Consider the following 24,957-nt stretch of genomic DNA (forward strand, 5'->3'; position numbering starts at 1 on the left):
TAAGAAGAGGGAGTTTTGTTTCGCCAACTGCCCGGGCTGCATTAATTTGAGGTCAGGCTAAATGAGCAAAGGATCGACAAGCAGTGACGCCCCGTTTGGGACATTGTTAGGCTACGCGCCCGGCGGCGTGGCGATTTATTCATCGAATTACAGTAGCTTAAATCCGCAAGACTACCCGGATGATGCGACGTTTCGCAGCTACATCGGCAATGAGTATATGGGGCATAAATGGCAGTGCGTCGAGTTTGCACGCCGCTTTCTGTTCCTGACCTACGGGTTTGTCTTTACCGATGTGGGGATGGCATATGAAATCTTCTCCCTGCGTTTCCTGCGTGAAGTGGTCAATGACAATATTTTGCCGCTGCAGGCCTTCGCCAACGGTTCCCGCCGTCCGCCCATCGCCGGTTCGTTACTGATCTGGCAGAAGGGAGGCGAGTTTAAGCACACCGGCCACGTCGCGGTGATCACCCAGCTTGTCGGCAATAAAGTGCGTATCGCCGAGCAGAACGTCATTCACTCGCCGCTGCCGCAGGGCCAGCAGTGGACCCGCGAGCTGACCCTCGAGGTCAACGCCGGCCGGTACACCATCAAAGATACCTTTACCGATACCGAAATTTTAGGCTGGATGATCCAGACCGCCGATACCGAACACAGCCTGCCGCAGCCGGTGCTGCCGGGCGAGGCGATGGCGATCAAAGGCGCGCGGCTGCCGAACAACGGCCAGTTCCGCGGCAAATGGCTGAACGAGAAAGATCCGCTGCAGAAAGCCTACGTGGCGGCCAACGGCCATTTCATCAACCAGGATCCCTACCAGTATTTCACCATCAGCGAAAGCGCCGAACAGGAGCTGATCAAAGCCACTAACGAGCTACACCTGATGTATCTGCACGCCACCGATAAGGTGATGAAGGATGATAACCTGCTGGCGCTGTTTGATATCCCGAAAATCCTCTGGCCGCGTCTGCGTCTCTCCTGGCAGCGCCGTCGTCATCATATGATCACCGGGCGCATGGATTTCTGCATGGACGAGCGCGGGCTGAAGGTGTACGAATACAATGCCGACTCCGCCTCCTGCCATACCGAAGGCGGGTTGATCCTTGAGCAGTGGCTGAAGCAGGGCTACTACGGCACCGGCCACAATCCGGCGGAAGGTCTGCTCGATGAGCTGGCGGGGGCGTGGAAACACAGCCGGGCGCGGCCCTTCGTCCACATCATGCAGGACAAGGATCTGGAAGAGAATTACCACGCGAAATTTATTCAGCGTTCGCTGACCCAGGCCGGTTTTGAGAGCAAAATTCTCTTTGGCCTTGATGAGCTGCGCTGGGACGCTGCCGGCCAGCTGATTGACGCTGACGGGCGGCTGGTCAACTGCGTCTGGAAAACCTGGGCATGGGAAACCGCCATTGAGCAGGTGCGCGAAGTCAGCGCCGATGAGTACGCGGCGGTGCCGATTCGTACCGGACATCCGCAGAATGAGGTGCGGCTGATTGACGTCCTGCTGCGTCCTGAAGTATTGGTATTCGAACCCCTGTGGACGGTGATCCCGGGCAACAAAGCGATTCTGCCAGTGCTGTGGTCGCTGTTCCCGCATCATCGCTATCTGCTGGATACCGATTTTGTGGTTAACGACGAGCTGGCGAAAACCGGCTATGCCGTGAAGCCCATTTCCGGACGCTGCGGGAACAATATCGATTTGATCGGTCCTCAGGATGAGGTTCTGGATAAGACCAGCGGCCAGTTTGTCGATCGCAAGAATATCTACCAGCAGCTGTGGTGCCTGCCGAAAGTGGACGGTAAGTACATTCAGGTGTGCACATTTACCGTCGGCGGTAACTACGGCGGTACCTGCCTGCGCGGCGATTCGTCGCTGGTGGTGAAAAAAGAGAGCGATATCGAGCCGTTAATCGTTTTGAAAGACAAAGCATGACGTGCGAAACCCGGGTAGCGGCATACCCCTGTCCGGGTGACAACGTACAGAAAAGGATAGCCCCGGCATGGTCAGCGCCGCCGGGGAACACCTGCAACGAAGCGAAGATAATTAACACAACAACAAGACAGAAAAGGAAAATAGTATGCACGATCGGCGTCTCGCCGCCCGCGCGGGTGAACTCAAGCCCTCCGCCGTCCGCGAACTTCTCAAGCACAGTAAACTGCCCGGCGTGATCTCGCTTGGCGGCGGCATTCCGGCCCCGGAATTGTTTGATACCGAAGGCCTGGAGCTGGCGGTGCAGAAGGTGATGAGCGAACGTTTTCATGACGCATTCCAGTACGGTCTGACGGAGGGCTACCCGCCGCTACGTCAGGCGGTGAGTGAAATCTGTCACTCCCGTGGCGTGACCTGTTCTCCCGCTCAGGTCTATATCACCTCCGGCTCGCAGCAATCGCTGGATATCGTTGCTCGTACGCTGCTCGATCCAGGTGACACTATCGTCGTTGAACGTCCCACCTATCTGGCGGCGCTGCAGGTGTTTCAGCTGGCGCAGGCCAATATTCTCAGTGTCGACACCGATGATGACGGGATGCTGGTGGAGCAACTGGCCGACCTGCTGGAGACCACCCGCGTCAAAGCCGTTTATCTGGTGCCGACGTTCGGCAACCCCGGCGGCAAAACGCTGAGCGAGACGCGTCGTCGTCGCCTGGTTGAACTGGCGAAAAAATATGACTTCGTCATTCTGGAAGACGATCCCTATGGCGAAATTAGCTTCACTGACGCCGTTCGACGCCCGCTCTATCAGCACGCGGTTGAGCTGGGCTGTGAAGATCAGGTGGTCTACACCTCGACCTTTTCGAAGATCCTCGCGCCGGGGATGCGCATCGGCTGGGCCGTGATGCCGGTCTGGCTGGCGCAGCAGACGGTGATCGTCAAGCAGGCGGCGGATCTGCATACCAATATGCTGTCGCAGGTGATCACCGCGGAGTACCTTGGCATGAACCGGCTGGAGAACCAGATTGCGTTGATTCGCGAAGACTACCGCAAGAAGTGTGTGGCGCTGGCCGACGCGCTGGAAAGCCGCCTTGGCGAGCACCTGGAATTCAGCCGCCCGCAGGGTGGCATGTTCCTGTGGGCGCGTTTCCGCTATCCGTTCGATACCATGGAATGGATGAAGAAAACGCTGGAAAACGGCGTAGTCTACGTTCCTGGCGAAGCGTTCTATCACGATAAGCCGGATACCCGTACTCTGCGTCTCTCCTACTCCACGGTGTCTGAGGCCGGGTTGCTGACGGCCGTTGAGCGGCTGGCGGCCTCCCTGTAATGACTCTGCTGTGCGCCGCGTAACGACGGCGCACAGCCCTTCGCGGCGAGAGCGGGAGGAACTGACGTTAGCGTCCAGCGCCAGGGTCAATCTGTCTCGGCGATCCGGTCATCCAGCCAGACCAGCATCAGCGCTGCGAGAAAAGCAACCGCAAAGGTGCCAATAAACAACCACATAAATGTCCCTCGCGGGTTAATTATTTTTCTGATTTTACCGGAGAGCGATCGTTTCGGTCGGAGATGGAGATTTTTGTCCCAGCAGAATGGCTGGCGAGAGAGAAAAAGTCATCGGCATCAATATCGAAGTTGAGAATAATTTCCCTGTATTTCCCACCGTTAATCAATGCGTTGGCTTCTTTAATACTACTGGCAATAATGACTGGCATCAGTTTTATCTCATTTTGAAAACTGAGAAGCAAAATAAGAGTTAGTTCGTACCAGATCAACTACTTTTTATAGTATGTCGCAGCAGAAAAAAACGTCATATCGCGGCCCCGCAAGAGCGGGGTGTTTTATGGCGGTCATCTGGCTACCAACAGCACAATCTCATTCGACGCTGAAGATATACTGCGATTTCGCCCCCATCAGGATGATTTTCCCTGCTGTTTTTCGCGCAATATCTCGCCACAGCGCTGCCGATCTTCGCCCAGTGTTTGCTGCTCCTGCGCGCTGAGCTGGCGCCAGGTGTCCAGCATCCGCTGCCCCAGCGCCGGCAGGTAATGGGTTTTATGCAATGCATAGTCAGAATTTCCCCCTTCGACGATATTTTGCATATCGTGGAGGAACTGGCGGCTGTCGTCATGATCGATCATGCAAAAGACTGCCCGGTAGTAGGCTTCTTCATCTGCGGTGTAATGCGGGGTGAACCACCAGACCAGCAGCGCGATAAGCGCCAAAAGCGGGATAATAAAAGGTAATTTTTTCAACATCAGTTTTTCGGTCGGAGACAATCAGCCGTCAGTGTACCTGCAATGACGGCCTGATGTAAGCGCCGGCCCCGGCGGGCCGGCGCAGGCTAGTAGCCGACCGGGTAGATGCGGCCGGTCTGAACGCCTTCAATGCTGCGACGATAGGCCTGCGCCACGGCGGCGGCGGGGACGCTGGCAAAGCCCGGGAAAAAGTCGCCGTAGGCCGCCAGCGACTCGCTGAGCACGGTGGGGCTAATGAGATTGATGCGGATCCCGCGTGGCAGTTCGCAGGCGGCGGCGCGCACAAAGCCCTCCAGACCGGCGTTGACCGTCGTGGCATTGACCCCCTGAGCAATGGGCTCCTGGGCGACAATACCGCTGACCAGAGTAATCGACCCGCCGTCACGCAGGAAATGCTGCCCGATCAGCGCCAGGCGAATTTGCCCCAGCAGTTTGTCCTGCAGCCCGAGGTTGAACTGACTGTCGGTCATGGTGCTTAACGGCCCAAAGTGCAGATTGCCGGTGGTGGAGACAATCGCATCTACTTCGCCCGTTTGGGCAAACAGCGCCTCGACGCTCTCCTGCGAGGTGATATCCACCTGATAATCTCCCCGGGTGCGGCCGACGCGGATAACGTCATGTCTCTGGCTCAGCTCTTCGCTGACCGCGCGACCGATGGTGCCGCTGGCACCGATAACGATAATTTTCATGGCTGTCTCCTGATGAGGTGAGACGCTATTCTTTAATAAAACGAATATCGGATAAACTGGCTAAAAGTTAGAACATTACTAACCAGAGGTTAGCAATATGGATAAGCTGCGAGGGATGGAGACGTTTATTGCCGTGGTGGAGTGCGGCAGCTTTACCGGGGCGGCGTCGCGCCTGGGGCTGTCGGCGGTGATGGTCGGGAAATATATCGCCCAGCTGGAAAGCCAGCTGGCGACGCGTCTGCTGGAGCGTAACACCCGACGCCAGAGCCTCACCGACGCCGGGCGGGTCTATTTTGACGAAGCGAAACGGGTGATGGAGCAGGTCTCCATCGCCGAAAGCGCGGTCGAGCGGCTGCGGCTGGCGCCCGCCGGCACCCTGCGGGTGAGCGCCCCCACCTCGTTTGGCGCCAGCGTGATCGCGCCCCTGACCGCCACCTTCCTGCAGGCCTGGCCTGCGGTCCGGGTGGAACTGGATCTGACTAACCGGATGGTCGATCTGGTGGATGAGGGGGTCGATCTGGCGATCAGGATTGGCGAGATCCATCAGGAGGATCTGGTGGCCCGCTATCTGGCGCCGTATCGGATGGTGATCTGCGCCGCGCCGGCTTATCTGGCGCGTTACGGGACCCCCGGGACGCCAGAGGATCTCGCCGATCATCTCTGCCTGTCCCATACGGTCTGGACCGCCCGCAATGAGTGGCGACTGCCGGGCATAGAGGGGGAAGTGCGCTGGAAACGCGATGCGATTTTACGCTGCAATGATGGTTACGCGCTGCGCCAGGCGGCAATCGCCGGGGCCGGGCTGCTGATGCAGCCGGAGGTGCTGCTGGCCGATGCGCTGACCAGCGGCAGCCTGGTGCGGGTGCTGGAGGCCTGGACCCCGCAGCCGAGACCCGTGCATCTGCTCTGGCGCCAGGATCGTCGGCCCCTGCCGAAGCTGACGCAGTTTATTGCCCATCTTCAGCAGGGAATGGCCGACGCGCTGACAATGACCCGCGCGTCGGAATAATCACTCCTCCCGCAGCGCCTGCTGCCAGTCGGCAATCAGATCGTTGGGATCTTCGATCCCCACCGACAGGCGGATCAACTGGGGCGTGATGCCATTCGCCAGACGTTTCTCCAGCGGGATCGAGGCATGGGTCATGCTGAAGGGCTGGCTCACCAGACTCTCCACGCCGCCCAGGCTCTCCGCAAGCGTAAACCAGCGCAGCTTGCTGATAATGCGCTCGGCGTAACCTTCATCACCCTTCACCACCACCGAAATCATGCCGCCGGGCAGCGCCATTTGCTGGCGCGCCAGCTGATGATGCGGGTGCGAGGCCAGCCAGGGGAACCAGACTCGCTCCACTTCCGGCTGCTGTTCCAGCCATTCGGCGAGCTGCAGCGCGTTCGCGCTGTGGCGCTCCATCCGCAGCGCCAGGGTACGGATACCACGTAGCGTCAGGAAGCTGCTGAACGGGTCGAGTACACCGCCTACCGCATTCTGCAGATAGCCAAGCTTTTCCGCGAGCTCGGAGTTATCGCCAACCACCGCCAGGCCGGCGACGACATCGGAATGGCCGTTGAGGTATTTGGTCGCGGAGTGCACCACAATATCAAATCCATGCTCCAGCGGGCGATGGATCGCCGGCGAGGCGAAGGTGTTATCGGCGACGCTGATCAGGTTATGGCGTCGCGCGATGGCGGCGATGGCGCTGAGATCCGCCAGCTTCAGCAGCGGGTTGGTGGGCGTTTCCACCCAGATCATGCGCGTATCGGGGCGGATCGCCGCTTCAATCCCCTTCAGGTCGTCGGGTTTCACCCAGCTCACCTGCAGACCAGCGCTACGGCGGCGCACGTTTTCCAGCAGGCGGTAAGTGCCGCCATACACATCATCGACCGCCACCAGGTGACTGTCCTTATCCAGCAGCTCCAGCACGGTGGAGATGGCGGCCAGCCCGGAGGCGAACGCGTAGCCGCGCGTGCCGTTTTCCAGGTCGGCGATCGCCGTCTCCAGCGCGTGGCGGGTAGGGTTCCCACTGCGGGAATATTCATAGCCGGTATGCTGCCCCGGCGCCGGCTGAGCAAAAGTGGAGGTGGCGTAAATCGGCGGCATCACTGCGCCGTGGCTGTCGGTGAAGGTTCCGCTATGTACGCTCAGGGTGTGGATAGATGACATAAAAAAATTCCTTATTGTGCGACTCGGTTACGCCAGGCGGTTAGTACATCGCTGCGGGTGACCAGGCCAAGAAAACGCGCGTTGTCAGCGATCACCGCCACCAGACCGCGATCGAGAATAGCCTGCAGTTCGCTCTCTGGCGCACGCTTATCGAGAGTTTCAACATGGCGGCTCATCGCTTCACTGACCGGCAGGGAAAAGCGTTGGCGATCGCCCTGTACGTGGCGGATCAAATCCCACTCATCGACAATGCCGACCACGTGGCCATCCTCCAGCACCGGCAGTTGGGAGATGTCATACAGCCGCATGCGGGTAAAGACTGCGGCCAGGGTGTCGTCCGGCGCGGCCGTGACGGTGGCGCCTTCGTCATGGCGCAGGGCGATAAAATCACTGAGATCGCCCTGTTCGGGCCGGGCGATCAGTCCTTGCTGGCGCATCCAGTCATCGTTGAACATTTTGGACAGGTATTTATTGCCGCTATCACAGGCGAAGGTCACCACCCGTTTCGGACGGCTTTGTGCCCGGCAGTAGCGCAGGGCGGCGCTGAGCAAGGTGCCGGTGGAAGAGCCGGCCAGCACGCCCTCGACCTGCAGCAGCTGGCGCGCAGTCTGGAACGCTTCGCGGTCGCTGACGCGATACGCGGTATGTACCCCCTCCAGCCTGGCCAGCGGCGGGATAAAATCTTCGCCGATCCCTTCGACCAGCCAGGATCCCGTTTCGCCGTAGCGTCCGGTATCGACCTGATCGGCAAGAATGGAACCCGCCGGATCGGCGAGAATAAATTCCGTTTTCGGCGAGTGTTCAGCAAACCAGGCCTGAAGCCCGCCCAGCGTACCGCCGGAGCCGACGCCGACGACGACGGCGTCGATATCGCCCTCCAGCTGCTGATAAAGCTCCGGCGCAGTGGAGGTGGCATGGGCCAGCGGATTGGCGTCGTTATTAAACTGGTCGATATAAAAGGCGCCCGGCGTTTCATCGGCAAGGCGGCGGGCATAATCCTGATAATAGGCCGGATGGCCTTTATTGACGTCGGAACGGGTGAGCAGCACCGTCGCGCCCAGCGCCCGCAGGTGAAAGATTTTCTCGCGGCTCATTTTGTCCGGCACCACCAGGATCAGCCGGTAATTTTTCTGCGCCGCGATCAGCGCCAGGCCGAGGCCGGTGTTGCCGGCGGTGGCTTCGATTATCGTTCCTCCGGGCGCCAGTTTTCCCTGGCGCTCGGCTTCATTAATCATCGACAGCGCAACGCGATCTTTAATTGACCCGCCGGGATTCTGATTTTCCAGTTTTAAAAACAGACTGCAGGGGCCGGTATCCAGTTTGTGCAACTGGAGCAGGGGAGTATGACCGATCAGGTCGCTCACGGAATGAAACAGTGACATAACCATTTACCCACTCGTTTAAGATATTTTTGCATGGTAGAGCTGTGAAAACGGTAATTTAAAGAACATTTCTCTGCCTGTTAGCGTCAAATGGAATATAAGATGCTATTTGGCCATCTGGAGGGAAAGCAGGGTAGCCACCTGGGTGGATCGATTGCCAGAAAAGGGCGTTTTAGCCGCTTTTGGCGAGAAAATGGCGATTTTAATCAGCGTGTTATCTGATATCTGAAAATGTATTTTCGAAAAGATTCTATGGGGAATAGGTCTTAATGGCACAGAGGATACGGCGTGGTAGAAACCCAAAGATATAGGGCGCAGAAAAGCAAACACCAGCCATAGGCTGGGTTCTCTGAATAAGTGGTGCCCGGACTCGGACTAACGCCGCAGGCGTTGAACAGCGCGCGTGTCACGCTGGCCCCGAAGGGGTGAGCCGCTGTGCGGCGAATAATCGAACGCAGTTCGATGGAGAGTCCGGCCGTAGAAAAGCAAAAACCCAGCCATAGGCTGGGTTCTCTGAATAAGTGGTGCCCGGACTCGGACTAACGCCGCAGGCGTTGAACAGCGCGCGTGTCGCGCTGGCCCCGAAGGGGTGAGCCGCTGTGCGGCGAATAATCGAATGGAGTTCGATGGAGAGTCCGGTCGTAGAAAAGCAAAAACCCAGCCATAGGCTGGGTTCTCTGAATAAGTGGTGCCCGGACTCGGAATCGAACCAAGGACACGGGGATTTTCAATCCCCTGCTCTACCGACTGAGCTATCCGGGCAACGGGGCGCATTAAACCGTAATCGCCGCGCCTCGTCAACGAAATTTATCTGTTTTGCAGCAGACTGAACAATCTATCACCACATTGCGCTAAAAGCACGCGTCTTCAGGCAAAAAACAGCGTCCAGGCCGCTGAAATTGGCATCGCCAGCACCAGCGCAGGCAGCATATTCACCACCGCAAACATTTTTATCCCGCAGATGCGCAGCCCGGTGGCCACCAGCAGCATACCGCCGACGGCGCTGAAATCCGCCAGCATCATCGGGGTAGTAAGCGGCATAATGATCGCCGCGCAGGCCGCAAGAGTCAGCTGGATGAGCAGCATCGGCACGCTGATGGCGGCGACGGCAATGCCCAGGGTGCAGGCGAAAATGGTGGCAGTGAAAAAGTCGAGAAACGCTTTAGCAATCAGAATGCTGGCGTCGCCAGTCATCCCTTCGCGCATGGCGCCGAAGACGCCGGTGCCGCTGGCGCAGAACAGGACGATAATCGCCACATAGCTCTGAATATAAGACTCATGAGCCGAAGCCTTTTTCTTGCCTTTCGCTGACATCAACTGCTGGAGTTTACTGACCAGCGTATTGATGCCTTTTTCCATATTGCATATTTCGCCGAGCAGCGTCCCCACAAGGGTCGACAGCACCATCACTGGCAGATTGGCGCACTTAATGACCAGTAAAATGCCGATGCCTAATGACGCCAGGCCAAAAATTGAGGTCATTGATGTGCGGATCCGTTCCGGCAACCGTTGACTGAGCAAGGCACCCAGCACACCGCCGACCAGCACCGCGCTGGCGTTAATAAAAGGTCCTGTAACCACGCTGACTCCTGTTAAATATCCCTGATAACCGCATTATTATGACGTTAACCCGCCGTGAAAGCTTGTGTATCCGTGATATAAGTGCATACGGTTTTCATCTTGCGCCTGTTCGGGAAAGGTGCCATGATTGCGCGAATTTTCTCCTCCCTGATATGAGGCCGCCGATGACGACACTGCCATTATCTCGCCAGCGACGTCGCGCACAGATGCGCGGGCTGCCTCATCTTGCTACGCTTACTCCTCTGTTCACCATGCGGTGAAGGACACGTATGCTCACTGTAGGGCAACAGTAAGATCGGACGCGTCTGCTTTTACTGATGTCCGGCGGTCGGAGCTGAAATCCGTCAGACCCGGACACATCGTTGGGCAAGGTTTCCTTGTCTGAGATTTTTACACTCCCGATACGGGCATTTGCGCTTATGAAATCCATGCACATTGCCGCCAGCTGCGAGCTGGTCACCCGCTTGTCCACCCACCGTCGCGTTGTGGCGCTGGACAGTACCGATTTTACCGATGTGGCGGCAGTCGTCATCACCGCGGCGGACAGTCGCAGCGGCATCCTTGCTCTCCTCAGACGCAGCGGATTTAATCTGCCGGTCTACCTGCTGAGTGAGACGGCGGTCGAGAGGCCAGAGGGGGTGCAGGCGGTGATCGCCGGTAAAGATCAGGAGTGGCTGGAGCTGGAGGCGGCGGCCTGTGATTATGAAGCGCGTCTGCTGCCGCCGTTTTTCAATACTCTGACCCAGTACGTCGAGATGGATAACAGCACTTTTGCCTGTCCGGGGCATCAGCACGGGGCGTTTTTCAAAAAGCACCCTGCAGGCCGTCAGTTCTATGACTTTTTTGGCGAAAATGTCTTTCGCGCCGACATGTGCAACGCCGACGTGAAATTAGGCGATCTGCTGATCCACGAAGGGTCGGCCAAGCACGCGCAGAAGTTCGCTGCGAAAGTGTTCAATGCGGATAAAACCTACTTCGTCCTCAACGGCACCTCGGCGGCCAACAAAGTCGTGACCAATGCGCTGTTGACCCGCGGCGATCTGGTGCTGTTCGATCGTAACAACCACAAGTCAAACCATCACGGGGCGCTGATTCAGGCGGGGGCGACGCCGGTCTATCTTGAAGCCGCGCGCAATCCGTTCGGTTTTATCGGCGGCATTGACGAGCGCTGCTTTGATGAGCATTACCTGCGGGATCTCATCCGCGAAGCGGCGCCTGAGAAAGCCAATGCCTCCCGCCCGTTTCGTCTGGCGGTGATCCAGCTGGGGACCTACGACGGCACGGTCTATAACGCCCGCCAGGTGGTGGATAAAATAGGCCACCTCTGCGATTACATCCTGTTCGACTCGGCGTGGGTGGGCTATGAGCAGTTTATCCCGATGATGGCCGACTGCTCGCCGCTGCTGCTGGAGCTGACCCCGGACGATCCGGGTATTTTTGTCACCCAGTCCGTGCACAAGCAGCAGGCCGGCTTCTCACAGACGTCGCAGATCCATAAAAAGGATAACCATCTGCGCGGCCAGGCGCGTTTCTGTCCGCACAAGCGGCTGAATAACGCCTTTATGCTGCATGCCTCCACCAGCCCGTTCTATCCGCTGTTTGCCGCGCTGGACGTCAACGCCAAAATTCATGAAGGTGAGAGCGGCCGCCGCCTGTGGGCCGAGTGTGTGGCGCTGGGCATTGAGGCGCGGAAAGCGATCATCGCTAACTGCAAGATGATCCAGCCCTTTATTCCGCCAGTGGTGGCGGGGCGTCCATGGCAGGATCACCCGACCGAGGCGATCGCCCGGGAGCGCCGCTTCTTCAGCTTCGAACCCGACGCGCGCTGGCATGGTTTTGAGGGCTATGCGGACGACCAGTATTTTGTCGACCCGTGCAAGCTGCTGCTGACCACCCCGGGCATTGACGCTGAAAGCGGGGAGTACAGTGAGTTCGGCATCCCGGCGACCATTCTGGCGCATTATCTGCGTGAAAACGGCATCGTGCCGGAGAAGTGCGATCTCAACTCGATTCTGTTCCTGCTGACGCCGGCGGAGAGCGCCGAAAAAATGGCGCAGCTGGTGGCGATGCTGGGGCAGTTCGAACAGCATATTGAGTCGGATACGCCGCTGGCTGACGTGCTGCCGACCATCTACAACAAATATCCGGTGCGCTATCGCGATTACACCCTCCGCGAGCTGTGCCAGGAGATGCACGATCTGTACGTCAGCTTTGATGTGAAGAGCCTGCAAAAGGAGATGTTCCGTAAACGGAGCTTCCCGCGCGTGGTGATGAATCCGCAGGATGCTAACCGCGAATTTATCCGCGGCAACGTGGAGCTGGTGCGTCTGAGCGAAGCGGAAGGCCGCGTCGCGGCTGAAGGGGCGCTGCCCTATCCGCCGGGGGTATTATGCGTGGTGCCCGGCGAGATCTGGGGCGGTGCAGTACTGCGCTATTTCCTCGCGCTGGAGGAGGGGGTCAATATGCTGCCGGGCTTCTCACCGGAGCTGCAGGGGGTTTACAGCGAGACGGATCCGGATGGCATTAAGCGGCTGTATGGCTACGTGCTGAAGGGATAAAAAAACGCCCCGCTGAACAGGCGGGGCGTTTTGCTTTTGACGATCACGCGCTCTGATGGGCGGCGGTCGGTTGTCTGACGTGTTTGTATTTGAACAGCGCCACGAAGGCAAAGGCCAGCACCAGCGAATAACCGGCGAAAATCAGCCACACGCTTTGCCAGTCAGTGATCCCCTCGACGGTAAAGTGCTCAACCACTTTGCCGCTCACCATCCCGCCAAGAATACAGCCGAAGCCGTTGGTCATCATCAGGAACATTCCCTGGGCGCTGGCGCGGATTTCCGGACGAACCTCTTTCTCAACGAACACCGAACCGGAGATGTTGAAGAAGTCGAAGGCGCAGCCGTAGACGATCATCGACAGCACCAGTAGTACAGTGCCGAACGGTGTCGGGTCGCCAAAGGCGAACAGGCCGAAGCGCAGCATCCACGCCACGATACTAATCAGCATCACGTTCTTAATGCCGTAGCGGCTAAGGAAGAACGGGATGGTCAGGATAAACAGCGTTTCGGAGATCTGCGAAATCGACATCAGCACTGACGCGTGCTCGACGATAAAGCTGCCGGCAAACAGCGGATCTTTATCGAAGCTATGCAGGAAGGTGTTGCCGAACATATTGGTGATTTGCAGTTCGGCACCGAGCATCATCGAGAAGATAAAGAAGATAGCCATGCGCTTGTTTTTAAACAGCGCAAAGGCGTTAAGCCCCAGCATCTCCGTCCAGCTTTGATTGCGCTGGGCGTTGGCGACCGGAATATGCGGCAGCGTCAGGGTGAACAGCGCCAGCAAGACCGACAGCGTCGCGCCAATGTACAACTGCATATGGCTCAGTTCGAAGCCCGAGAAGCTGACGCCCCACATGGCGAGGATAAAGCCGATGGTGCCCCAGATACGAATTGGCGGGAAATCGGTGACGATATCCAGCCCCGCCGACTGCAGGCGATAGTAAGAGATGGTGTTAATCAGCCCCAGCGTCGGCATATAGGCCAGCGAGTTGAGGAGGATCACAAGGAACATCTCGCCCGGCGTGGTGACCTGCGCCGCCAGATACAGCGTTAACGCGCCGACCAGGTGGCAGATGGCGTATACCCATTTGGCGCTGATCCATTTATCGGCGACGATGCCGAGCAGCGTTGGCATCAGGACGGCGGCGATGCCGAGCGAGCTATACACTGCGCCGATTGCCGCGCCGTCAAACTTCAGCGTGACAAACATGTACGAGCCGAGCGTGGTCAGCCAGCTCCCCCAAAGGCAGAACTGCAGGAACGACAGTATTTTTAGCTGCAGCTTAAGATTCATGTATTTATCCTCACGAATGTGGGCTTGTTATGTTTATTAAATAACATAACCACCGTTATTTTGATGCGATTCTATCATTCAGGGGTGAGAAGCTTCTGTTAACTGCCGCAGAAAATCGAAAAGATATTACGAAGTATGTCCTATAAAAAAGAGAGGCCCAGTGCGATGTCCGGGCCTGTAAGAGAGGGGGGTTATTTGCGGCGATAGCTTTTCTGCGCAGTGTTAACTTTATACAGATACCGGCGCGATTCGGCCGACGGATGGCGGGTGGTGAGCGTCTGGTAGACGTCGCCTGGCGCCATGCTGTTAATGATGTTCGCCGCCTGGACTTTATCGCTGGAGAACACGCGCAGTACGCTGCCGGCGCCGCCGTTATAGGCGGTGATCACCGCGTAGCGACGCGAGGTGGGGTTATCGATGCCGGCGAGATAAACATTGCTCAGCATCGCCAGATAAGCGGTGCCGGTATCGATGTTATTCGCCGGGTCAAACAGATAGCTGCGGCTCGGCAGGCCGGATTTGCCCTGCGAACGGAAGACGTCTTTCCCCGCGCTGTGCTGGACGACCTGCATCAGCCCCATGGCATCCGCGTGGCTCACCGCATAGGGGTTAAACGATGATTCTGTTTGCATAATCGCAAGGATCAGCGACTCATCAACGCCGTATTTACGCGAGGCCTGGCGCACCATGCCGAGGTATTTATGCGCACGTTTGTCGAGGTGGTTTGGTACCAGGTTAATGGTGATGCTGTAGATCACGCGCAGGCCATTGTTGCGGCTCTTGAGGCGGGTTTGCAGCAAATAATCGGCGTAGCGCGCGGCGCGCCACTCCCAGCGAATCGACGCGCCGGTGTTATCCACCACCTGACCATAGAGGAACGGCTCTTTGGAGATCTGAATATCATCGACGTCGGAATAGAGGTCAATGGAGTTGGGGTCATCGCCCATCAGCAGCGTTTTGATGATCGCCTGGCGCAGTCGTCCGCGCGGATCGGTGCCCGCGATGGTCTCGACGGTGATCGTCCCGGCATCAAAGTTGATGTGGCTGCGGGTTTGATATTGATCGGTATATTTAACGTAGTCCTTCGGCCCGGCGAGCAGGACTTCGTTATACCCCCAAATGTTCTCGATGTTATGGGCAAACTGGCCCATCAGGATATCGAATCCGTTCGTGTCCTTGACCCAGGCCTCGTTGTATTCGGTGCCTTTTTTATTGGAGCTGGAACACGAAACGAGCAACGGCGCAATCAGCGCGAGCGCTAAGTATTTTTTCATCATTCCGGGCGTGCGTGTTGTGTTTGTTTTTAAAAGGCCGCAGGGCCCTTACTGTTTTTCCGGCGGCGTGTAGCCTTCGATATACACGTCTTTCCCTTCAAACAGGAACTGCACCATCTCCTGCTCCAGCAGCTTGCGGTGCTCCGGGTTCATCATGCTGAGCTTTTTCTCGTTGATCAGCATGGTCTGCTTATGCTGCCACTGCGCCCAGGCTTCTTTGGAGATTTCGTTGTAAATGCGCTTCCCGAGTTCGCCCGGGTAGAGCTGGAAATCCTGGCCGTCCGCTTCACGCTGCAGGAAAGTACAAAAAATGGTTCTGCTCATAATCACTCCTCTTTGATAGCCGAAAAATTTATACCGGCGTTCCGGCTTTTAACTGTTGCAACAAGCGCTCCACGGGGGCCGCCAGTCCGACCGACGGCGGCTGCGCTAAGTTATACCAGAGTGCGTTGCCTTCATCCATGCATGCGCCAGATGAGTGCACTGTAAGCCACATCGGCACAATATCCAGGTGGAAATGGCTGAAAGTGTGGCGAAAGGCGGTTAATTGCGTCAGATTATCGGCCTTTATCTGACGCTGCGCCAGCCACTCGCGCAGCTCCGCTTCGTCTGCAAACTGCGGAAAACAGAATAGTCCGCCCCACAAACCCACCGGCGGACGCTGGGAGAGAAACACCTCGTCGCCGTGCTGCATCAGCAGGAAATAGCCGGTGCGTTCCGGGATGGTCTGCTTCGGTTTTTTACCCGGATATTCCGCCCATGAATGATTCGCGTAGGCCACGCAGCCATTGCTCAACGGGCACAGCTCGCACTTCGGCTTCGAGCGGGTGCAAACCATCGCCCCGAGATCCATCATCGCCTGGTTGAAGCGTTCCACCCCTTGCGCCGGGGTCACCTCTTCGCTGATATCCCACAGCCGTTTTTCGACCTCTTTTTTTCCCGGCCAGCCGCTGACAGCATAGCAGCGGGCGAGCACGCGCTTCACGTTGCCGTCGAGAATCGGATAATGCTGACCGAGCGAAAGCGACAAAATCGCCCCTGCCGTTGAACGCCCGACGCCGGGCAGCGCGGCCACTTCCTCAAAGGATTGCGGGAAGATGCCGCCATGCTGTGTCGCCACCTGCTGAGCGGCTTTATGTAAATTGCGCGCCCGCGCGTAGTAGCCAAGGCCGGTCCACAGATGCAGCACCTCATCCAGCGGCGCGTTGGCTAAATCAACCACCGTTGGAAAACGCGCCATAAAGCGTTCAAAATACGGGATTACCGTGGTCACCTGGGTTTGTTGCAACATCACTTCGGAGAGCCATACTTTGTAGGGCGTCTTGGCGATTTGCCAGGGCAGGGTTTTACGCCCGTATTTGTCGTACCAGCCCAGGACCTGGGCTGAAAATTGCGCGGCGAGAAAAGTCAAAGCTATGGCTCCGGGATCGCGATTACAGGGTGGCAGATTGCAGCACAAGGGCGAGTGGCTGTAAACCCTTGCATCCGCCGGGTAACTTTGGATAATGCCCGTTTTCCGAACACTTTCACTAGCAGACTTAACTTTTATGAAAAACGACGTCATTTCTCCGGAATTCGATGAAAACGGTCGCCCGCTGCGCCGTATTCGTAGCTTCGTCCGTCGCCAGGGGCGCCTGACGAAAGGGCAGCAGCATGCGCTGGATAACATTTGGCCGGTGATGGGCGTTGAATTCAACGATGCGCCACTCGATTTCGCTGCCCTGTTTGGCCGCGACGCGCCGGTCACACTAGAAATTGGTTTCGGCATGGGGGCTTCGCTGGTGGCGATGGCGAAAGCCAAACCGAAACAGAATTTCCTCGGCATTGAAGTGCACTCCCCGGGCGTTGGCGCCTGTCTGGCTTCTGCTGAAGAAGAAGGTGTGCAAAATCTGCGCGTGATGTGTCACGATGCGGTGGAAGTGCTGCATACCATGATCCCGGATAACTCACTGAATATGGTGCAGCTGTTTTTCCCTGACCCGTGGCATAAAGCGCGTCATAATAAACGTCGTATCGTGCAGCCGCCTTTCGCTGAGCTGGTCAAAAGCAAACTGAAACTCGGCGGCGTCTTCCATATGGCGACCGACTGGGAAGCCTATGCCGTGCATATGCTGGAAGTGATGTCCTCGCTGGAAGGCTATCGTAACCAGTCGGCAAGCAACGATTACGTACCGCGCCCGGAATCGCGCCCGGTAACCAAATTTGAACAGCGTGGCCATCGTCTCGGCCACGGCGTATGGGACTTAATGTTCGAGAGGGTGAAATAATGGCCAAGAATCGTAGCCGTCGTCTGCGTAAAAAAATGCATATCGATGAGTTTCAGGAGTTAGGCTTCTCCGTCGCCTGGCGTTTCCCGGAAGGGACCACCGAAGAGCAGATCGACCAGACGGTCAACGATCTGATCGAAGAGGTGATTGAGCCGAACAAGCTGGCCTTCGACGGTAGCGGCTATCTCTCCTGGGAAGGGCTCATCTGCATGCAGGAGATCGGTAAGTGCACCGAAGAGCATCAGGCCATCGTACGCCAATGGCTGGAAGCGCGTAAGTTAGAGGATGTGCGCACCAGCGAACTTTTTGACGTCTGGTGGGACTAAGTTTGACAAGGGTCGGCAACTGCCGGCCCGTTTTGTCTTAAGGGAGTTTTATGATGCGTAAAACGCTGCTGGCGGTGGCGCTCTCCGTCACCGCTTTGTCTGCCCATGCGGACTACCAGTGTAGCGTCACGCCGCGTGACGATGTGATCCTCAGCCCGCAGCAGGTGCAGGTGAAAGGGGAAAACGGCAATCTGGTGATAAAACCGGACGGCAACCTGACCTTTAACGGTAAAACCTATACTCTGAGCGCCGCCCAGCGCGAGCAGGCGCAGGACTATCAGGCCAGTCTGCGCAGCAGCCTGCCGTGGATTGACGAAGGCGCGCGCTCGCGAGTCGAAAAAGGCCGCAAGGCGCTGGATAAAATCATTACCGAACAGGTTGGCGCCAACAGCAGCATGCATGGTCGCCTGACCAAGCTGGATGCGCAGCTGAAAGAACAGATGAACCGCATCATTGAGCGCCGCAGCGATGGCCTGACCTTCCACTATAAAGCTATCGACCAGGTACGTGCCGATGGTCAGCAGCTGGTGAATCAGGCGATGGGCGGCATTCTGCAGGACAGTATTAACGAGATGGGCGCGAAAGCAGTGCTCAAAGGCGGCGGCAACCCGCTGCAGGGCATTCTCGGCAGCCTCGGCGGCCTGCAAACGGCGATTCAGGATGAATGGAAAAACCAGGAGGCCGATTTCCAGCAGTTTGGTAAGGACGTCTGCAGCCGGGTGGTCTCGCTGGAGGATAGCAGGAAATCGCTGGTTGGCTCGTTAAAATAAAGACATGGCGGTCCGCTTTCCGGCAGGACCGCCTCTGCGTTTACTCGTTCAGAAATAACTCAAGCAGGGAATTCAAAAACAGCTTACCGTGCTCGGTAATCTGCCAGTTCTGCTCGTCTTCCTGCAGATAGCCCTGGGCTATCGCCGCGTCCAGCTGCGGGCGGATCGCTGCTTCCTCAAGACCGGTATAGCGACTAAATTCTGCGCGCGGCGCGGCCTCCAGCAGGCGGAAACGGTTCATAAAGAACTCAAACGGTTTATCCGCCTCTTCCACATCATGCTGACGCTCGAGGTAACGGCCTTCCATATACCCGCGCGGGTGGCGGGTTTTGGCGGTCCGCAGAATGCGTCCGTCAGGGAAGGTTATCTTACCGTGCGCGCCGCAGCCGATGCCGAGGTAGTCGCCAAAGCGCCAGTAGTTGAGATTATGCTGACACTGGAAGCCCGGTTTAGCGTAGGCGGACGTCTCGTACTGCTGATAGCCAGCGGCGCTTAGCAATTGATGTCCCTGCTCGAAAATATCCCATAGCGCGTCGTCATCCGGCAGCACCGGCGGCCGGGAGCCGAACAAGGTGTTCGGCTCAATGGTCAGCTGGTACCACGACAGGTGCGGCGGGTTGAGGGCAATCGCCTGACGCAGATCGTCCAGCGCCTCCTCCAGCGACTGGTCCGGCAGACCGTGCATCAGGTCGAGATTGAAGCTGCGCAGGCCGAGGCCGCTGGCGAGACGTGCTGCGCGCTTGGCCTCCTCCGGACCGTGGATCCGCCCCAGGCGCTGCAGCTTCGGTTCGCTAAAGCTTTGTACGCCGATGGAGATGCGGTTTACCCCGGCTCGCTGGTAATCAACGAAGCGATCGGCCTCCACGGTGCCCGGGTTGGCTTCCATAGTAATTTCCGCCCCGGCGGCCAGCGGCAGGCAGGCGCGGACGCCATCCAGCAGGGTTTGCATGGCCGGGCCGGACAGCAGGCTTGGTGTACCGCCGCCGATAAAAATAGTGCCTATTTCCCGTCCCTGGGCATATTGCGCATCGGCCTGCAGGTCGTTTAGCAGATGCTGGACGTAATCGTCATGCGGCACCTCGCCTTTCAGCGCATGCGAATTAAAGTCGCAGTACGGGCATTTCTGCACGCACCAGGGAATATGAATATAGAGACTCAGCGGCGGCAAATTAGCCATTACGTAATGCTTCCAGTAACAGTTTTAGCGCTTGCCCACGATGGGAAATCGCACTCTTTTCTTCACGGCTCAGTTCGGCCGCGGTTTTCCCTTCGGACGGGACGAAGAATATCGGGTCGTAGCCGAAGCCACCCGTACCGGCGGCTTGTCGGGTGATTACCCCAGGCCAGCTGCCGTGGCACACCAGCGGCGTGGGATCCTCGGCATGGCGCAGATAGACCAGCACGCAGTGGAACTGCGCCTGACGCTGGTCGTCCGGCACGTCCTTTAACGCGTCGAGCAGCTTCTCAAGATTCTGCTGGTCGGTGGCGTCGACGCCGGAATAGCGGGCGGAGTAAATACCCGGTGCGCCGCCAAGCGCATCGACGGCCAGACCGGAATCGTCGGCGATGGCCGGCAGGCCGGTGATCTGTGCCGCATGACGCGCTTTCAGAATCGCGTTTTCAATAAAGGTCAGGCCGGTCTCTTCCGCAGAGTCCACGCCCAGCTCGGTCTGAGCGACGATATTGAGACCAAAATCTTCCAGCAGCGAGGCCAGTTCGCGCACTTTACCGGCGTTGCCGGTCGCGAGGACGACTTTTTGCATGATGAATCCTGTTTATTCAGTTAGCGCCGCGACCGCAGTCGGGATCTGTTGTGGGGCGATGATTTTAACTTGCTTATGGCGACCCAGCTCGCCTTTTTCAATCAGTACCTGGCTTTTGGCGACGCGGAACTGTTTGGCGAGAAATTTCACCAGGTGGGCATTGGCCTGGCCATCAACGGGCGGGGCGGTAATGGCGACTTTGAGCTCGTCGCCATGTACGCCCACGATGCTATCGCGGCTGGCCTTCGGCTGAATGTACAGCCTGAGCACCAGCCCGTCAGCACAGGTTTCAACGGCACTCATAGCGCCATCCACAGCCCCGGCAGCAGCACGTTACCGGTGGCCTGCAGCACCTCGGCGACACCCATATTAATCACGTACAGCAGCAGCACCAGCACCATCGGTGAGAAATCGATACCGCCCATCGACGGCAGCAGGTTGCGGATAGGGCGCAGCAGCGGGTCCGCCAGCTGCATCAGCACGTACTCCACCGGACTACGGCCCTGGCTGACCCAGCTCATGATCGCCATCAACAGCAGCACCCAGAAGATCAATGAGCCGATGGTTTTCAGCAGAATAAGCAGGGCGGAGATCCAGATGATCGGCTGGAAGGTGATCACCATAAACAGCACGATCGCTTTAATGACGCAGAGAATAAATGCCACCAGCAGCGAGGCGCTGTCAATCGGCCCCATCGCCGGGATAATCCGGCGCAGCGGCCCGACAATCGGCTGGGTGGCCTTCACCACAAACTGCGAAAACGGGTTGTAAAAGTCGCAGCGCGCCCACTGCATCCAGACGCGTAACAACACGACCATCGTGTAAAGCTCAATGACCGTTGAAAGCAGGAAAGTCAACGTCTTCATGGCGTTCCTCAGATTCCTTATTATTTGCTGTAGTCGCGCGCACCAAAAATAGCTGTGCCGATGCGCACCATCGTGCTTCCCGCCGCGATTGCGGCTTCCATATCGTCCGACATTCCCAGAGACAACGTATCGACCGTGGGGTACCGCGTTTTTAATCGCGCAAATGCTACCGCCATTTGCTGGGCGACGGCAAACTGCCTTACATATTCTGACTCAGGCGCGGGGATGGCCATCAGACCGCGCAGCTCCAGATGAGGTAACTCAGCGATCTCTGCCGCTAATCCATCGAGCGCTTCCAGCGGGATGCCGGATTTGCTCTGCTCATCGCTAATGTTGATTTGAATCAGCACCTTCAGCGGCGGCAGATGCGCCGGGCGCTGTTCGTTCAGGCGGGTGGCGATTTTCAGCCGATCGACGGTGTGGCACCAGTCAAAATGCTCTGCCACCAGCCGGCTTTTGTTGGACTGCAGGGGGCCAATAAAGTGCCACTGCAGCCCACTGACGCCGGCCTGCTGGAAATGGTTAATCTTCTCCACGCCCTCCTGGACGTAGTTTTCACCAAATGCCCGCTGGCCTGCCGCGATGGCTTCTTCGATCGCGCTCGCAGGTTTTGTTTTACTCACTGCAAGCAATGTCACTTCTTCTGGCGCACGCCCGCAACGAGCGGCGGCACCGGAGATTTTGTCCCGGACCTGTGCCAGGTTATGCGCAATATCGTTCATATTCCGAGGATGAGTTATGAAGCTGGAAGAAATCGTAGCCCTTAGTGTAAAGCATAATGTCTCCGATCTACACCTGTGCAATTCCGCCGCACCGCGCTGGCGGCGGCAGGGCAAGCTGGAGCCCGCCCCGTTTCCCGCGCCGGATATCCCGGATTTACTCAACTGCTGGCTTGATGCCGCACAGTTACAGCATTGGCAGGAACAGGGCCAGATTGACTTTGCGCTGACCCTGGCCTGCGGTTTGCGGCTGCGCGCCAGCGCTTTCGCCCATACGCGTGGAATATCGCTGGTGCTACGCCTTCTGCCTGAACAGTGCCCGCGTCTGGAGACGCTGGGCGCCCCGCCTGCGCTGAGCGAGCTGCTGGCGGAAGAGAGTGGCCTGCTGCTGGTCACCGGAGCGACGGGCAGCGGCAAGTCGACCACCCTGGCGGCGATGGTGGGGCATCTCAACCAGCATCTTGATGGCCATATTCTGACCCTGGAGGACCCGGTGGAGTTTATTCATCACAGCGAGCGCTGCCTGATCCTGCAGCGGGAGATTGGCCGTCATTGTCCTTCGTTCGCCGCGGCGCTCCGCGTGGCGCTGCGCCAGGATCCGGATGTGATCCTGCTCGGGGAGCTACGCGACAGCGAAACCATTCGTTTGGCGTTAACGGCTGCGGAGACCGGACATCTGGTAATGGCGACATTACATACCCGCGGCGCGGCGCCGGCGGTGGAGAGATTGATCGATGTCTTTCCGGCAGAGGAGAAAGATCAGGTTCGTAGTCAGCTGGCCGGAAGCCTGTGCGCGGTGCTGGCGCAAAAATTGTTGCCTGCGCGTCAGGGCGGCAGAGTTGCGCTATACGAGCTTTTGGTCAATACCCCCGCAGTAGCTAACTTGATCCGTGAAGGAAAAGTGCACCAGTTGCCCGGCATAATGCAGACCGGGATGCAGGCCGGAATGCTGACATTTACGCAGAGTTTTCAGCAACGTGTCGCCGCAGGCGAGCTGTAAGAGCAGCGTGAAGCAGACTGGGCGGGTTAAATGATATGTTAACTGAATGTTTGATTGCTGTTTCTTTATATTATTTGGTAATACAAATAATCATTATGAATAAATTCAAATAACACATTCAGTTGCGATATGTCGACAGTGAATACGCATTTCCAGGAAAAAAGTTTGATTACCTTTTGACAGCTTTGAGGTATTCGATTTATGCTGTTTACGGGAATAGGATGATTCTCATGGAATAACGTTTCAATTTGTAAATTGCCAAGGCTATTTATAAATTCACGACTGTTTGTATATTTTTTTATTCATTTAACCACCATGGCGGTGGGTAGCAGCTAAGGAGAGTTTTAAGTGATTAATTTAAATGGAAATTCATCATCTTCTCGTCAGGTCACATTTATTACCCATCCGTCAATTCAGAGCAAAGCTTTTGCCAGCTATCTGAGCGAAACCCTGATGGCATCAGTGGTTTTACAAAATATTAATAAACCACTGGCGCAGCGCCTGGCGAAAGATTCTGTAATATTATTTGATATCGCAGTGTCAAATAAGAAATTAAATGGGGTATGGCGAGACATTATTCGACTGCAGGCAGATAATCCTCGTTTGTTGATTATTAATAGCGCACAAAAGTATGAGTTATACGAAATGGCGCAGTGGCCGGCTTTATATGGCGTGTTCCGCCATGACGATGATGAATCGCGCTTAATTGAGGGCGTTAAGGCCGTACTGAACGGCGAACAGACGGCTGAATTGAGCGTGATGCACCCGGCGATGTACGCTGCGGACCATGCATCGGCGCCCGTTGAGAACTCGCCACTCACCGAGCGGGAATGTGAGATCCTCAACGAGCTGCGCTGTGGGGCGACGAATCTGGATATTGCCCGTGCCCTGTTTATCAGCGAGAACACGGTGCGTACGCACCTGTACAATGTGTTTCGTAAACTGAGCGTGAAGAATCGCACTCAAGCGGTGAGCTGGGCGAACGAACATCTGCGCCACTAAGCGGTCGGAAGCGCGCCGTCAGCCATTTGCCGGCGGCGCAGGAGAGCAGAGCCTAAAAGCTCTGCTCGAAGTAGCTTTCCAGAATGACCACGGCTGAGGCCGAATCAACGCTGCCTTTATTCAGCGCGCGGTAGCCGCCGTGTTCAAATAAGCCTGCCCGAGCCTCCACCGTACTCAGACGTTCATCGTGAAGGACGATCGCGACGCCAAAGCGGCCATGAATTTTATTAGCGAAATTCCGCGCGCGCGCCGTCAGCGGTTGCTCGGTGCCGTCCATATTCAGCGGCAGGCCAACGATCACCGCCTCAGGCTGCCACTCTTTGAGCAGTTTTTCGATGACATTCCAGTCTGGTTTACCGTCCTGCGCCTTCAGCGCCGGTAACGGTCGCGCGGTAGCGGTGATGCGTTGCCCCACCGCCACGCCGATGCTTTTGGTGCCGAAATCAAAGCCGAGAAAGGTTCCGCTCATCATGCATGCCCCGCGACGCCAGGCATCGTCACAATGTCGATACCAATCAGTTTAGCCGCCTCGCGCCAGCGATCGGCGATGGGCGTGCGGAAGAGAATATTCTGGTCGGCAGGGGCGGTGAGCCAGGCATTATCTAAAATCTCCTGCTCCAGTTGCCCTTTCTCCCATGAGGAGTAGCCCAGCGCCACCAGTACGTTGCCCGGCTGTCTGTCGGTACCTAAGGTTTCAAGAACATCCCGCGAGGTGGTGACTACTGTGTTATCCGAAATGCGGATACTCGAGGAGAAGTCCGAGGGCGGGGTATGCAGAATAAAGCCGCGGTCTTCCGCCAGCGGGCCGCCCAGCATCACTGGTTTATCCAGACGGATCTCCGGATTGCGCGGCTCCGGAACAATCTTGAGCTTCTCAAGGATCCCTTCCACCTGCAGATTTTCCAGCGGCTTATTGATAATAATGCCCATGGCTCCCTCGTCGTTATACTCGCAGATATAGACCACGGAGCGGCGGAAAATCGGGTCCTGAAGCGCAGGCATGGCAATCAGAAAGTGATGCTGTAAATTCATTGTCAGAGGTTCTGTTCCTGGTTCAAAAAGCAACACCCAGTATGCGGGCAAAGTAGAATAGTGTCGATGCACTTTATCTGGCTGGCGCCCG

The 24,957-nt window shown here is 57.2% G+C and carries 26 protein-coding genes and 1 tRNA gene; 9 read left to right on the forward strand and 18 right to left on the reverse strand.

Features of this window, described 5'->3' with window-relative positions:
• The first annotated feature begins 61 nt into the window (after nt 1–61).
• Together gss and CW267_RS20570 are read left to right on the forward strand one after the other, a co-directional pair.
• Entirely contained in the window at nt 62–1,927 is a 1,866-nt protein-coding gene (gss, locus tag CW267_RS20565) for a bifunctional glutathionylspermidine amidase/synthase (protein WP_008806494.1), read from the forward strand.
• A 145-nt stretch (nt 1,928–2,072) separates the two neighbouring features.
• Nucleotides 2,073–3,254 (forward strand): PLP-dependent aminotransferase family protein, encoded by a 1,182-nt coding sequence (locus tag CW267_RS20570; RefSeq protein ID WP_100781266.1) that lies wholly within the window; start codon nt 2,073–2,075, stop codon nt 3,252–3,254.
• 196 nt (nt 3,255–3,450) lie between these two features.
• On the opposite strand, the gene CW267_RS20575 is transcribed toward CW267_RS20570, so the two are convergent.
• From CW267_RS20575 to CW267_RS20585, 3 genes are all read right to left on the reverse strand, one after another.
• The gene (locus tag CW267_RS20575; RefSeq protein ID WP_008806492.1) at nt 3,451–3,639 is read right to left on the reverse strand and encodes a hypothetical protein; all 189 of its coding nucleotides are present in this window, start codon (nt 3,637–3,639) and stop codon (nt 3,451–3,453) included.
• Nucleotides 3,640–3,837: 198 nt separating this feature from the next.
• Nucleotides 3,838–4,182, reverse strand: a complete 345-nt coding sequence (locus CW267_RS20580; RefSeq protein ID WP_012540552.1) for a hypothetical protein — start codon at nt 4,180–4,182, stop codon at nt 3,838–3,840.
• Between the two features lie 86 nt (nt 4,183–4,268).
• Entirely contained in the window at nt 4,269–4,871 is a 603-nt protein-coding gene (locus tag CW267_RS20585) for a short chain dehydrogenase (protein ID WP_012540553.1), read from the reverse strand.
• 97 nt (nt 4,872–4,968) lie between these two features.
• Between CW267_RS20585 and CW267_RS20590 the strand changes: the two genes are divergently transcribed.
• Nucleotides 4,969–5,880: a LysR family transcriptional regulator gene (locus tag CW267_RS20590; RefSeq protein WP_023298220.1), complete on the forward strand. Its 912-nt coding sequence runs from the start codon at nt 4,969–4,971 to the stop codon at nt 5,878–5,880.
• Here the strand turns inward: CW267_RS20590 and CW267_RS20595 are convergent, their stop codons facing one another.
• The 4 genes from CW267_RS20595 to CW267_RS20610 form a co-directional block, all read right to left on the reverse strand.
• Complete coding sequence (locus CW267_RS20595; RefSeq protein WP_008806488.1) at nt 5,881–7,029, reverse strand: trans-sulfuration enzyme family protein; 1,149 nt, start codon at nt 7,027–7,029, stop codon at nt 5,881–5,883.
• Between the two features lie 11 nt (nt 7,030–7,040).
• Entirely contained in the window at nt 7,041–8,417 is a 1,377-nt protein-coding gene (locus CW267_RS20600) for a pyridoxal-phosphate dependent enzyme (protein WP_016161835.1), read from the reverse strand.
• Between the two features lie 680 nt (nt 8,418–9,097).
• Nucleotides 9,098–9,173, reverse strand: a tRNA-Phe gene (locus tag CW267_RS20605).
• A 105-nt stretch (nt 9,174–9,278) separates the two neighbouring features.
• Nucleotides 9,279–9,992, reverse strand: a complete 714-nt coding sequence (locus CW267_RS20610) for a DUF554 domain-containing protein (RefSeq protein WP_008806478.1) — start codon at nt 9,990–9,992, stop codon at nt 9,279–9,281.
• 419 nt (nt 9,993–10,411) lie between these two features.
• Between CW267_RS20610 and CW267_RS20620 the strand changes: the two genes are divergently transcribed.
• A complete protein-coding gene (locus CW267_RS20620; protein WP_008806477.1) occupies nt 10,412–12,550 on the forward strand; it encodes an ornithine decarboxylase in 2,139 nt (712 codons plus the stop codon).
• A 43-nt stretch (nt 12,551–12,593) separates the two neighbouring features.
• On the opposite strand, the gene CW267_RS20625 is transcribed toward CW267_RS20620, so the two are convergent.
• From CW267_RS20625 to mutY, 4 genes are all read right to left on the reverse strand, one after another.
• A complete protein-coding gene (locus CW267_RS20625; RefSeq protein WP_100781267.1) occupies nt 12,594–13,847 on the reverse strand; it encodes a nucleoside permease in 1,254 nt (417 codons plus the stop codon).
• 191 nt (nt 13,848–14,038) lie between these two features.
• The gene (gene mltC / locus CW267_RS20630; RefSeq protein WP_096834923.1) at nt 14,039–15,121 is read right to left on the reverse strand and encodes a membrane-bound lytic murein transglycosylase MltC; all 1,083 of its coding nucleotides are present in this window, start codon (nt 15,119–15,121) and stop codon (nt 14,039–14,041) included.
• 48 nt (nt 15,122–15,169) lie between these two features.
• On the reverse strand, nt 15,170–15,445 hold the full coding sequence (locus tag CW267_RS20635; RefSeq protein WP_100781268.1) for an oxidative damage protection protein: 276 nt from the start codon (nt 15,443–15,445) through the stop codon (nt 15,170–15,172).
• Nucleotides 15,446–15,473: 28 nt separating this feature from the next.
• Nucleotides 15,474–16,532, reverse strand: coding sequence for an A/G-specific adenine glycosylase (gene mutY, locus CW267_RS20640; RefSeq protein ID WP_072124452.1), 1,059 nt, complete (start codon nt 16,530–16,532; stop codon nt 15,474–15,476).
• A 136-nt stretch (nt 16,533–16,668) separates the two neighbouring features.
• Here mutY and trmB point away from each other — a divergent pair, with 136 nt between their 5' ends.
• Genes trmB through CW267_RS20655 form a run of 3 tightly spaced genes read left to right on the forward strand, consistent with a single transcriptional unit; the run spans nt 16,669 to nt 18,484 of the window.
• Entirely contained in the window at nt 16,669–17,388 is a 720-nt protein-coding gene (trmB, locus tag CW267_RS20645) for a tRNA (guanosine(46)-N7)-methyltransferase TrmB (RefSeq protein WP_100781269.1), read from the forward strand.
• Complete coding sequence (locus CW267_RS20650) at nt 17,388–17,714, forward strand: YggL family protein (protein ID WP_012967224.1); 327 nt, start codon at nt 17,388–17,390, stop codon at nt 17,712–17,714. Before trmB ends, CW267_RS20650 begins: the two co-directional genes overlap by 1 nt.
• Before the next feature lie 50 nt (nt 17,715–17,764).
• Nucleotides 17,765–18,484: a DUF2884 domain-containing protein gene (locus CW267_RS20655; protein ID WP_008806471.1), complete on the forward strand. Its 720-nt coding sequence runs from the start codon at nt 17,765–17,767 to the stop codon at nt 18,482–18,484.
• Between the two features lie 40 nt (nt 18,485–18,524).
• On the opposite strand, the gene hemW is transcribed toward CW267_RS20655, so the two are convergent.
• From hemW to CW267_RS20680, 5 genes are read right to left on the reverse strand one after another with little or no spacing between them, the layout of a single operon-like run.
• The gene (hemW, locus tag CW267_RS20660) at nt 18,525–19,661 is read right to left on the reverse strand and encodes a radical SAM family heme chaperone HemW (RefSeq protein WP_002916617.1); all 1,137 of its coding nucleotides are present in this window, start codon (nt 19,659–19,661) and stop codon (nt 18,525–18,527) included.
• A complete protein-coding gene (locus CW267_RS20665; protein WP_100781270.1) occupies nt 19,654–20,247 on the reverse strand; it encodes an XTP/dITP diphosphatase in 594 nt (197 codons plus the stop codon). Before CW267_RS20665 ends, hemW begins: the two co-directional genes overlap by 8 nt.
• A 12-nt stretch (nt 20,248–20,259) precedes the next feature.
• A complete protein-coding gene (gene yggU / locus CW267_RS20670; RefSeq protein WP_002916614.1) occupies nt 20,260–20,550 on the reverse strand; it encodes a DUF167 family protein YggU in 291 nt (96 codons plus the stop codon).
• Entirely contained in the window at nt 20,547–21,113 is a 567-nt protein-coding gene (locus CW267_RS20675) for a YggT family protein (protein ID WP_004205182.1), read from the reverse strand. Before CW267_RS20675 ends, yggU begins: the two co-directional genes overlap by 4 nt.
• A 20-nt stretch (nt 21,114–21,133) precedes the next feature.
• Nucleotides 21,134–21,835, reverse strand: a complete 702-nt coding sequence (locus CW267_RS20680; RefSeq protein ID WP_012540563.1) for a YggS family pyridoxal phosphate-dependent enzyme — start codon at nt 21,833–21,835, stop codon at nt 21,134–21,136.
• Nucleotides 21,836–21,851: 16 nt separating this feature from the next.
• Here CW267_RS20680 and CW267_RS20685 point away from each other — a divergent pair, with 16 nt between their 5' ends.
• Both CW267_RS20685 and CW267_RS20690 read left to right on the forward strand, forming a co-directional pair.
• Entirely contained in the window at nt 21,852–22,832 is a 981-nt protein-coding gene (locus CW267_RS20685; protein WP_049139248.1) for a type IV pilus twitching motility protein PilT, read from the forward strand.
• A 348-nt stretch (nt 22,833–23,180) separates the two neighbouring features.
• A complete protein-coding gene (locus CW267_RS20690; RefSeq protein WP_008806465.1) occupies nt 23,181–23,834 on the forward strand; it encodes a LuxR C-terminal-related transcriptional regulator in 654 nt (217 codons plus the stop codon).
• Between the two features lie 52 nt (nt 23,835–23,886).
• Here the strand turns inward: CW267_RS20690 and ruvX are convergent, their stop codons facing one another.
• Nucleotides 23,887–24,303, reverse strand: coding sequence for a Holliday junction resolvase RuvX (gene ruvX, locus CW267_RS20695; RefSeq protein ID WP_012540565.1), 417 nt, complete (start codon nt 24,301–24,303; stop codon nt 23,887–23,889).
• Nucleotides 24,303–24,866 carry a YqgE/AlgH family protein gene (locus tag CW267_RS20700; RefSeq protein WP_012540566.1) on the reverse strand — a complete coding sequence of 188 codons (564 nt, stop codon included), beginning with the start codon at nt 24,864–24,866 and terminating at the stop codon, nt 24,303–24,305. Before CW267_RS20700 ends, ruvX begins: the two co-directional genes overlap by 1 nt.
• Nucleotides 24,867–24,957 lie beyond the last annotated feature (91 nt).

This window comes from Klebsiella sp. X1-16S-Nf21 (assembly GCF_002837615.1).
Classification (GTDB): Bacteria; Pseudomonadota; Gammaproteobacteria; order Enterobacterales; family Enterobacteriaceae; genus Klebsiella; species Klebsiella variicola.

What these genes read in the sequence shown, in the direction of transcription:
- hemW (WP_002916617.1), bottom strand. Translation starts at nt 19,661, where the DNA reads ATGGCTAATTTGCCGCCGCTGAGTCTCTATATTCATATTCCCTGGTGC.
- yggU (WP_002916614.1), bottom strand. Translation starts at nt 20,550, where the DNA reads ATGAGTGCCGTTGAAACCTGTGCTGACGGGCTGGTGCTCAGGCTGTAC.
- CW267_RS20675 (WP_004205182.1), bottom strand. Translation starts at nt 21,113, where the DNA reads ATGAAGACGTTGACTTTCCTGCTTTCAACGGTCATTGAGCTTTACACG.
- CW267_RS20570 (WP_100781266.1), top strand. Translation starts at nt 2,073, where the DNA reads ATGCACGATCGGCGTCTCGCCGCCCGCGCGGGTGAACTCAAGCCCTCC.
- CW267_RS20600 (WP_016161835.1), bottom strand. Translation starts at nt 8,417, where the DNA reads ATGGTTATGTCACTGTTTCATTCCGTGAGCGACCTGATCGGTCATACT.
- CW267_RS20680 (WP_012540563.1), bottom strand. Translation starts at nt 21,835, where the DNA reads ATGAACGATATTGCGCATAACCTGGCACAGGTCCGGGACAAAATCTCC.
- CW267_RS20620 (WP_008806477.1), top strand. Translation starts at nt 10,412, where the DNA reads ATGAAATCCATGCACATTGCCGCCAGCTGCGAGCTGGTCACCCGCTTG.
- CW267_RS20580 (WP_012540552.1), bottom strand. Translation starts at nt 4,182, where the DNA reads ATGTTGAAAAAATTACCTTTTATTATCCCGCTTTTGGCGCTTATCGCG.
- CW267_RS20590 (WP_023298220.1), top strand. Translation starts at nt 4,969, where the DNA reads ATGGATAAGCTGCGAGGGATGGAGACGTTTATTGCCGTGGTGGAGTGC.
- CW267_RS20665 (WP_100781270.1), bottom strand. Translation starts at nt 20,247, where the DNA reads ATGCAAAAAGTCGTCCTCGCGACCGGCAACGCCGGTAAAGTGCGCGAA.
- CW267_RS20625 (WP_100781267.1), bottom strand. Translation starts at nt 13,847, where the DNA reads ATGAATCTTAAGCTGCAGCTAAAAATACTGTCGTTCCTGCAGTTCTGC.
- CW267_RS20700 (WP_012540566.1), bottom strand. Translation starts at nt 24,866, where the DNA reads ATGAATTTACAGCATCACTTTCTGATTGCCATGCCTGCGCTTCAGGAC.
- ruvX (WP_012540565.1), bottom strand. Translation starts at nt 24,303, where the DNA reads ATGAGCGGAACCTTTCTCGGCTTTGATTTCGGCACCAAAAGCATCGGC.
- CW267_RS20685 (WP_049139248.1), top strand. Translation starts at nt 21,852, where the DNA reads ATGAAGCTGGAAGAAATCGTAGCCCTTAGTGTAAAGCATAATGTCTCC.
- CW267_RS20595 (WP_008806488.1), bottom strand. Translation starts at nt 7,029, where the DNA reads ATGTCATCTATCCACACCCTGAGCGTACATAGCGGAACCTTCACCGAC.
- CW267_RS20650 (WP_012967224.1), top strand. Translation starts at nt 17,388, where the DNA reads ATGGCCAAGAATCGTAGCCGTCGTCTGCGTAAAAAAATGCATATCGAT.
- CW267_RS20635 (WP_100781268.1), bottom strand. Translation starts at nt 15,445, where the DNA reads ATGAGCAGAACCATTTTTTGTACTTTCCTGCAGCGTGAAGCGGACGGC.
- trmB (WP_100781269.1), top strand. Translation starts at nt 16,669, where the DNA reads ATGAAAAACGACGTCATTTCTCCGGAATTCGATGAAAACGGTCGCCCG.
- CW267_RS20655 (WP_008806471.1), top strand. Translation starts at nt 17,765, where the DNA reads ATGATGCGTAAAACGCTGCTGGCGGTGGCGCTCTCCGTCACCGCTTTG.
- CW267_RS20585 (WP_012540553.1), bottom strand. Translation starts at nt 4,871, where the DNA reads ATGAAAATTATCGTTATCGGTGCCAGCGGCACCATCGGTCGCGCGGTC.
- gss (WP_008806494.1), top strand. Translation starts at nt 62, where the DNA reads ATGAGCAAAGGATCGACAAGCAGTGACGCCCCGTTTGGGACATTGTTA.
- CW267_RS20575 (WP_008806492.1), bottom strand. Translation starts at nt 3,639, where the DNA reads ATGCCAGTCATTATTGCCAGTAGTATTAAAGAAGCCAACGCATTGATT.
- mltC (WP_096834923.1), bottom strand. Translation starts at nt 15,121, where the DNA reads ATGAAAAAATACTTAGCGCTCGCGCTGATTGCGCCGTTGCTCGTTTCG.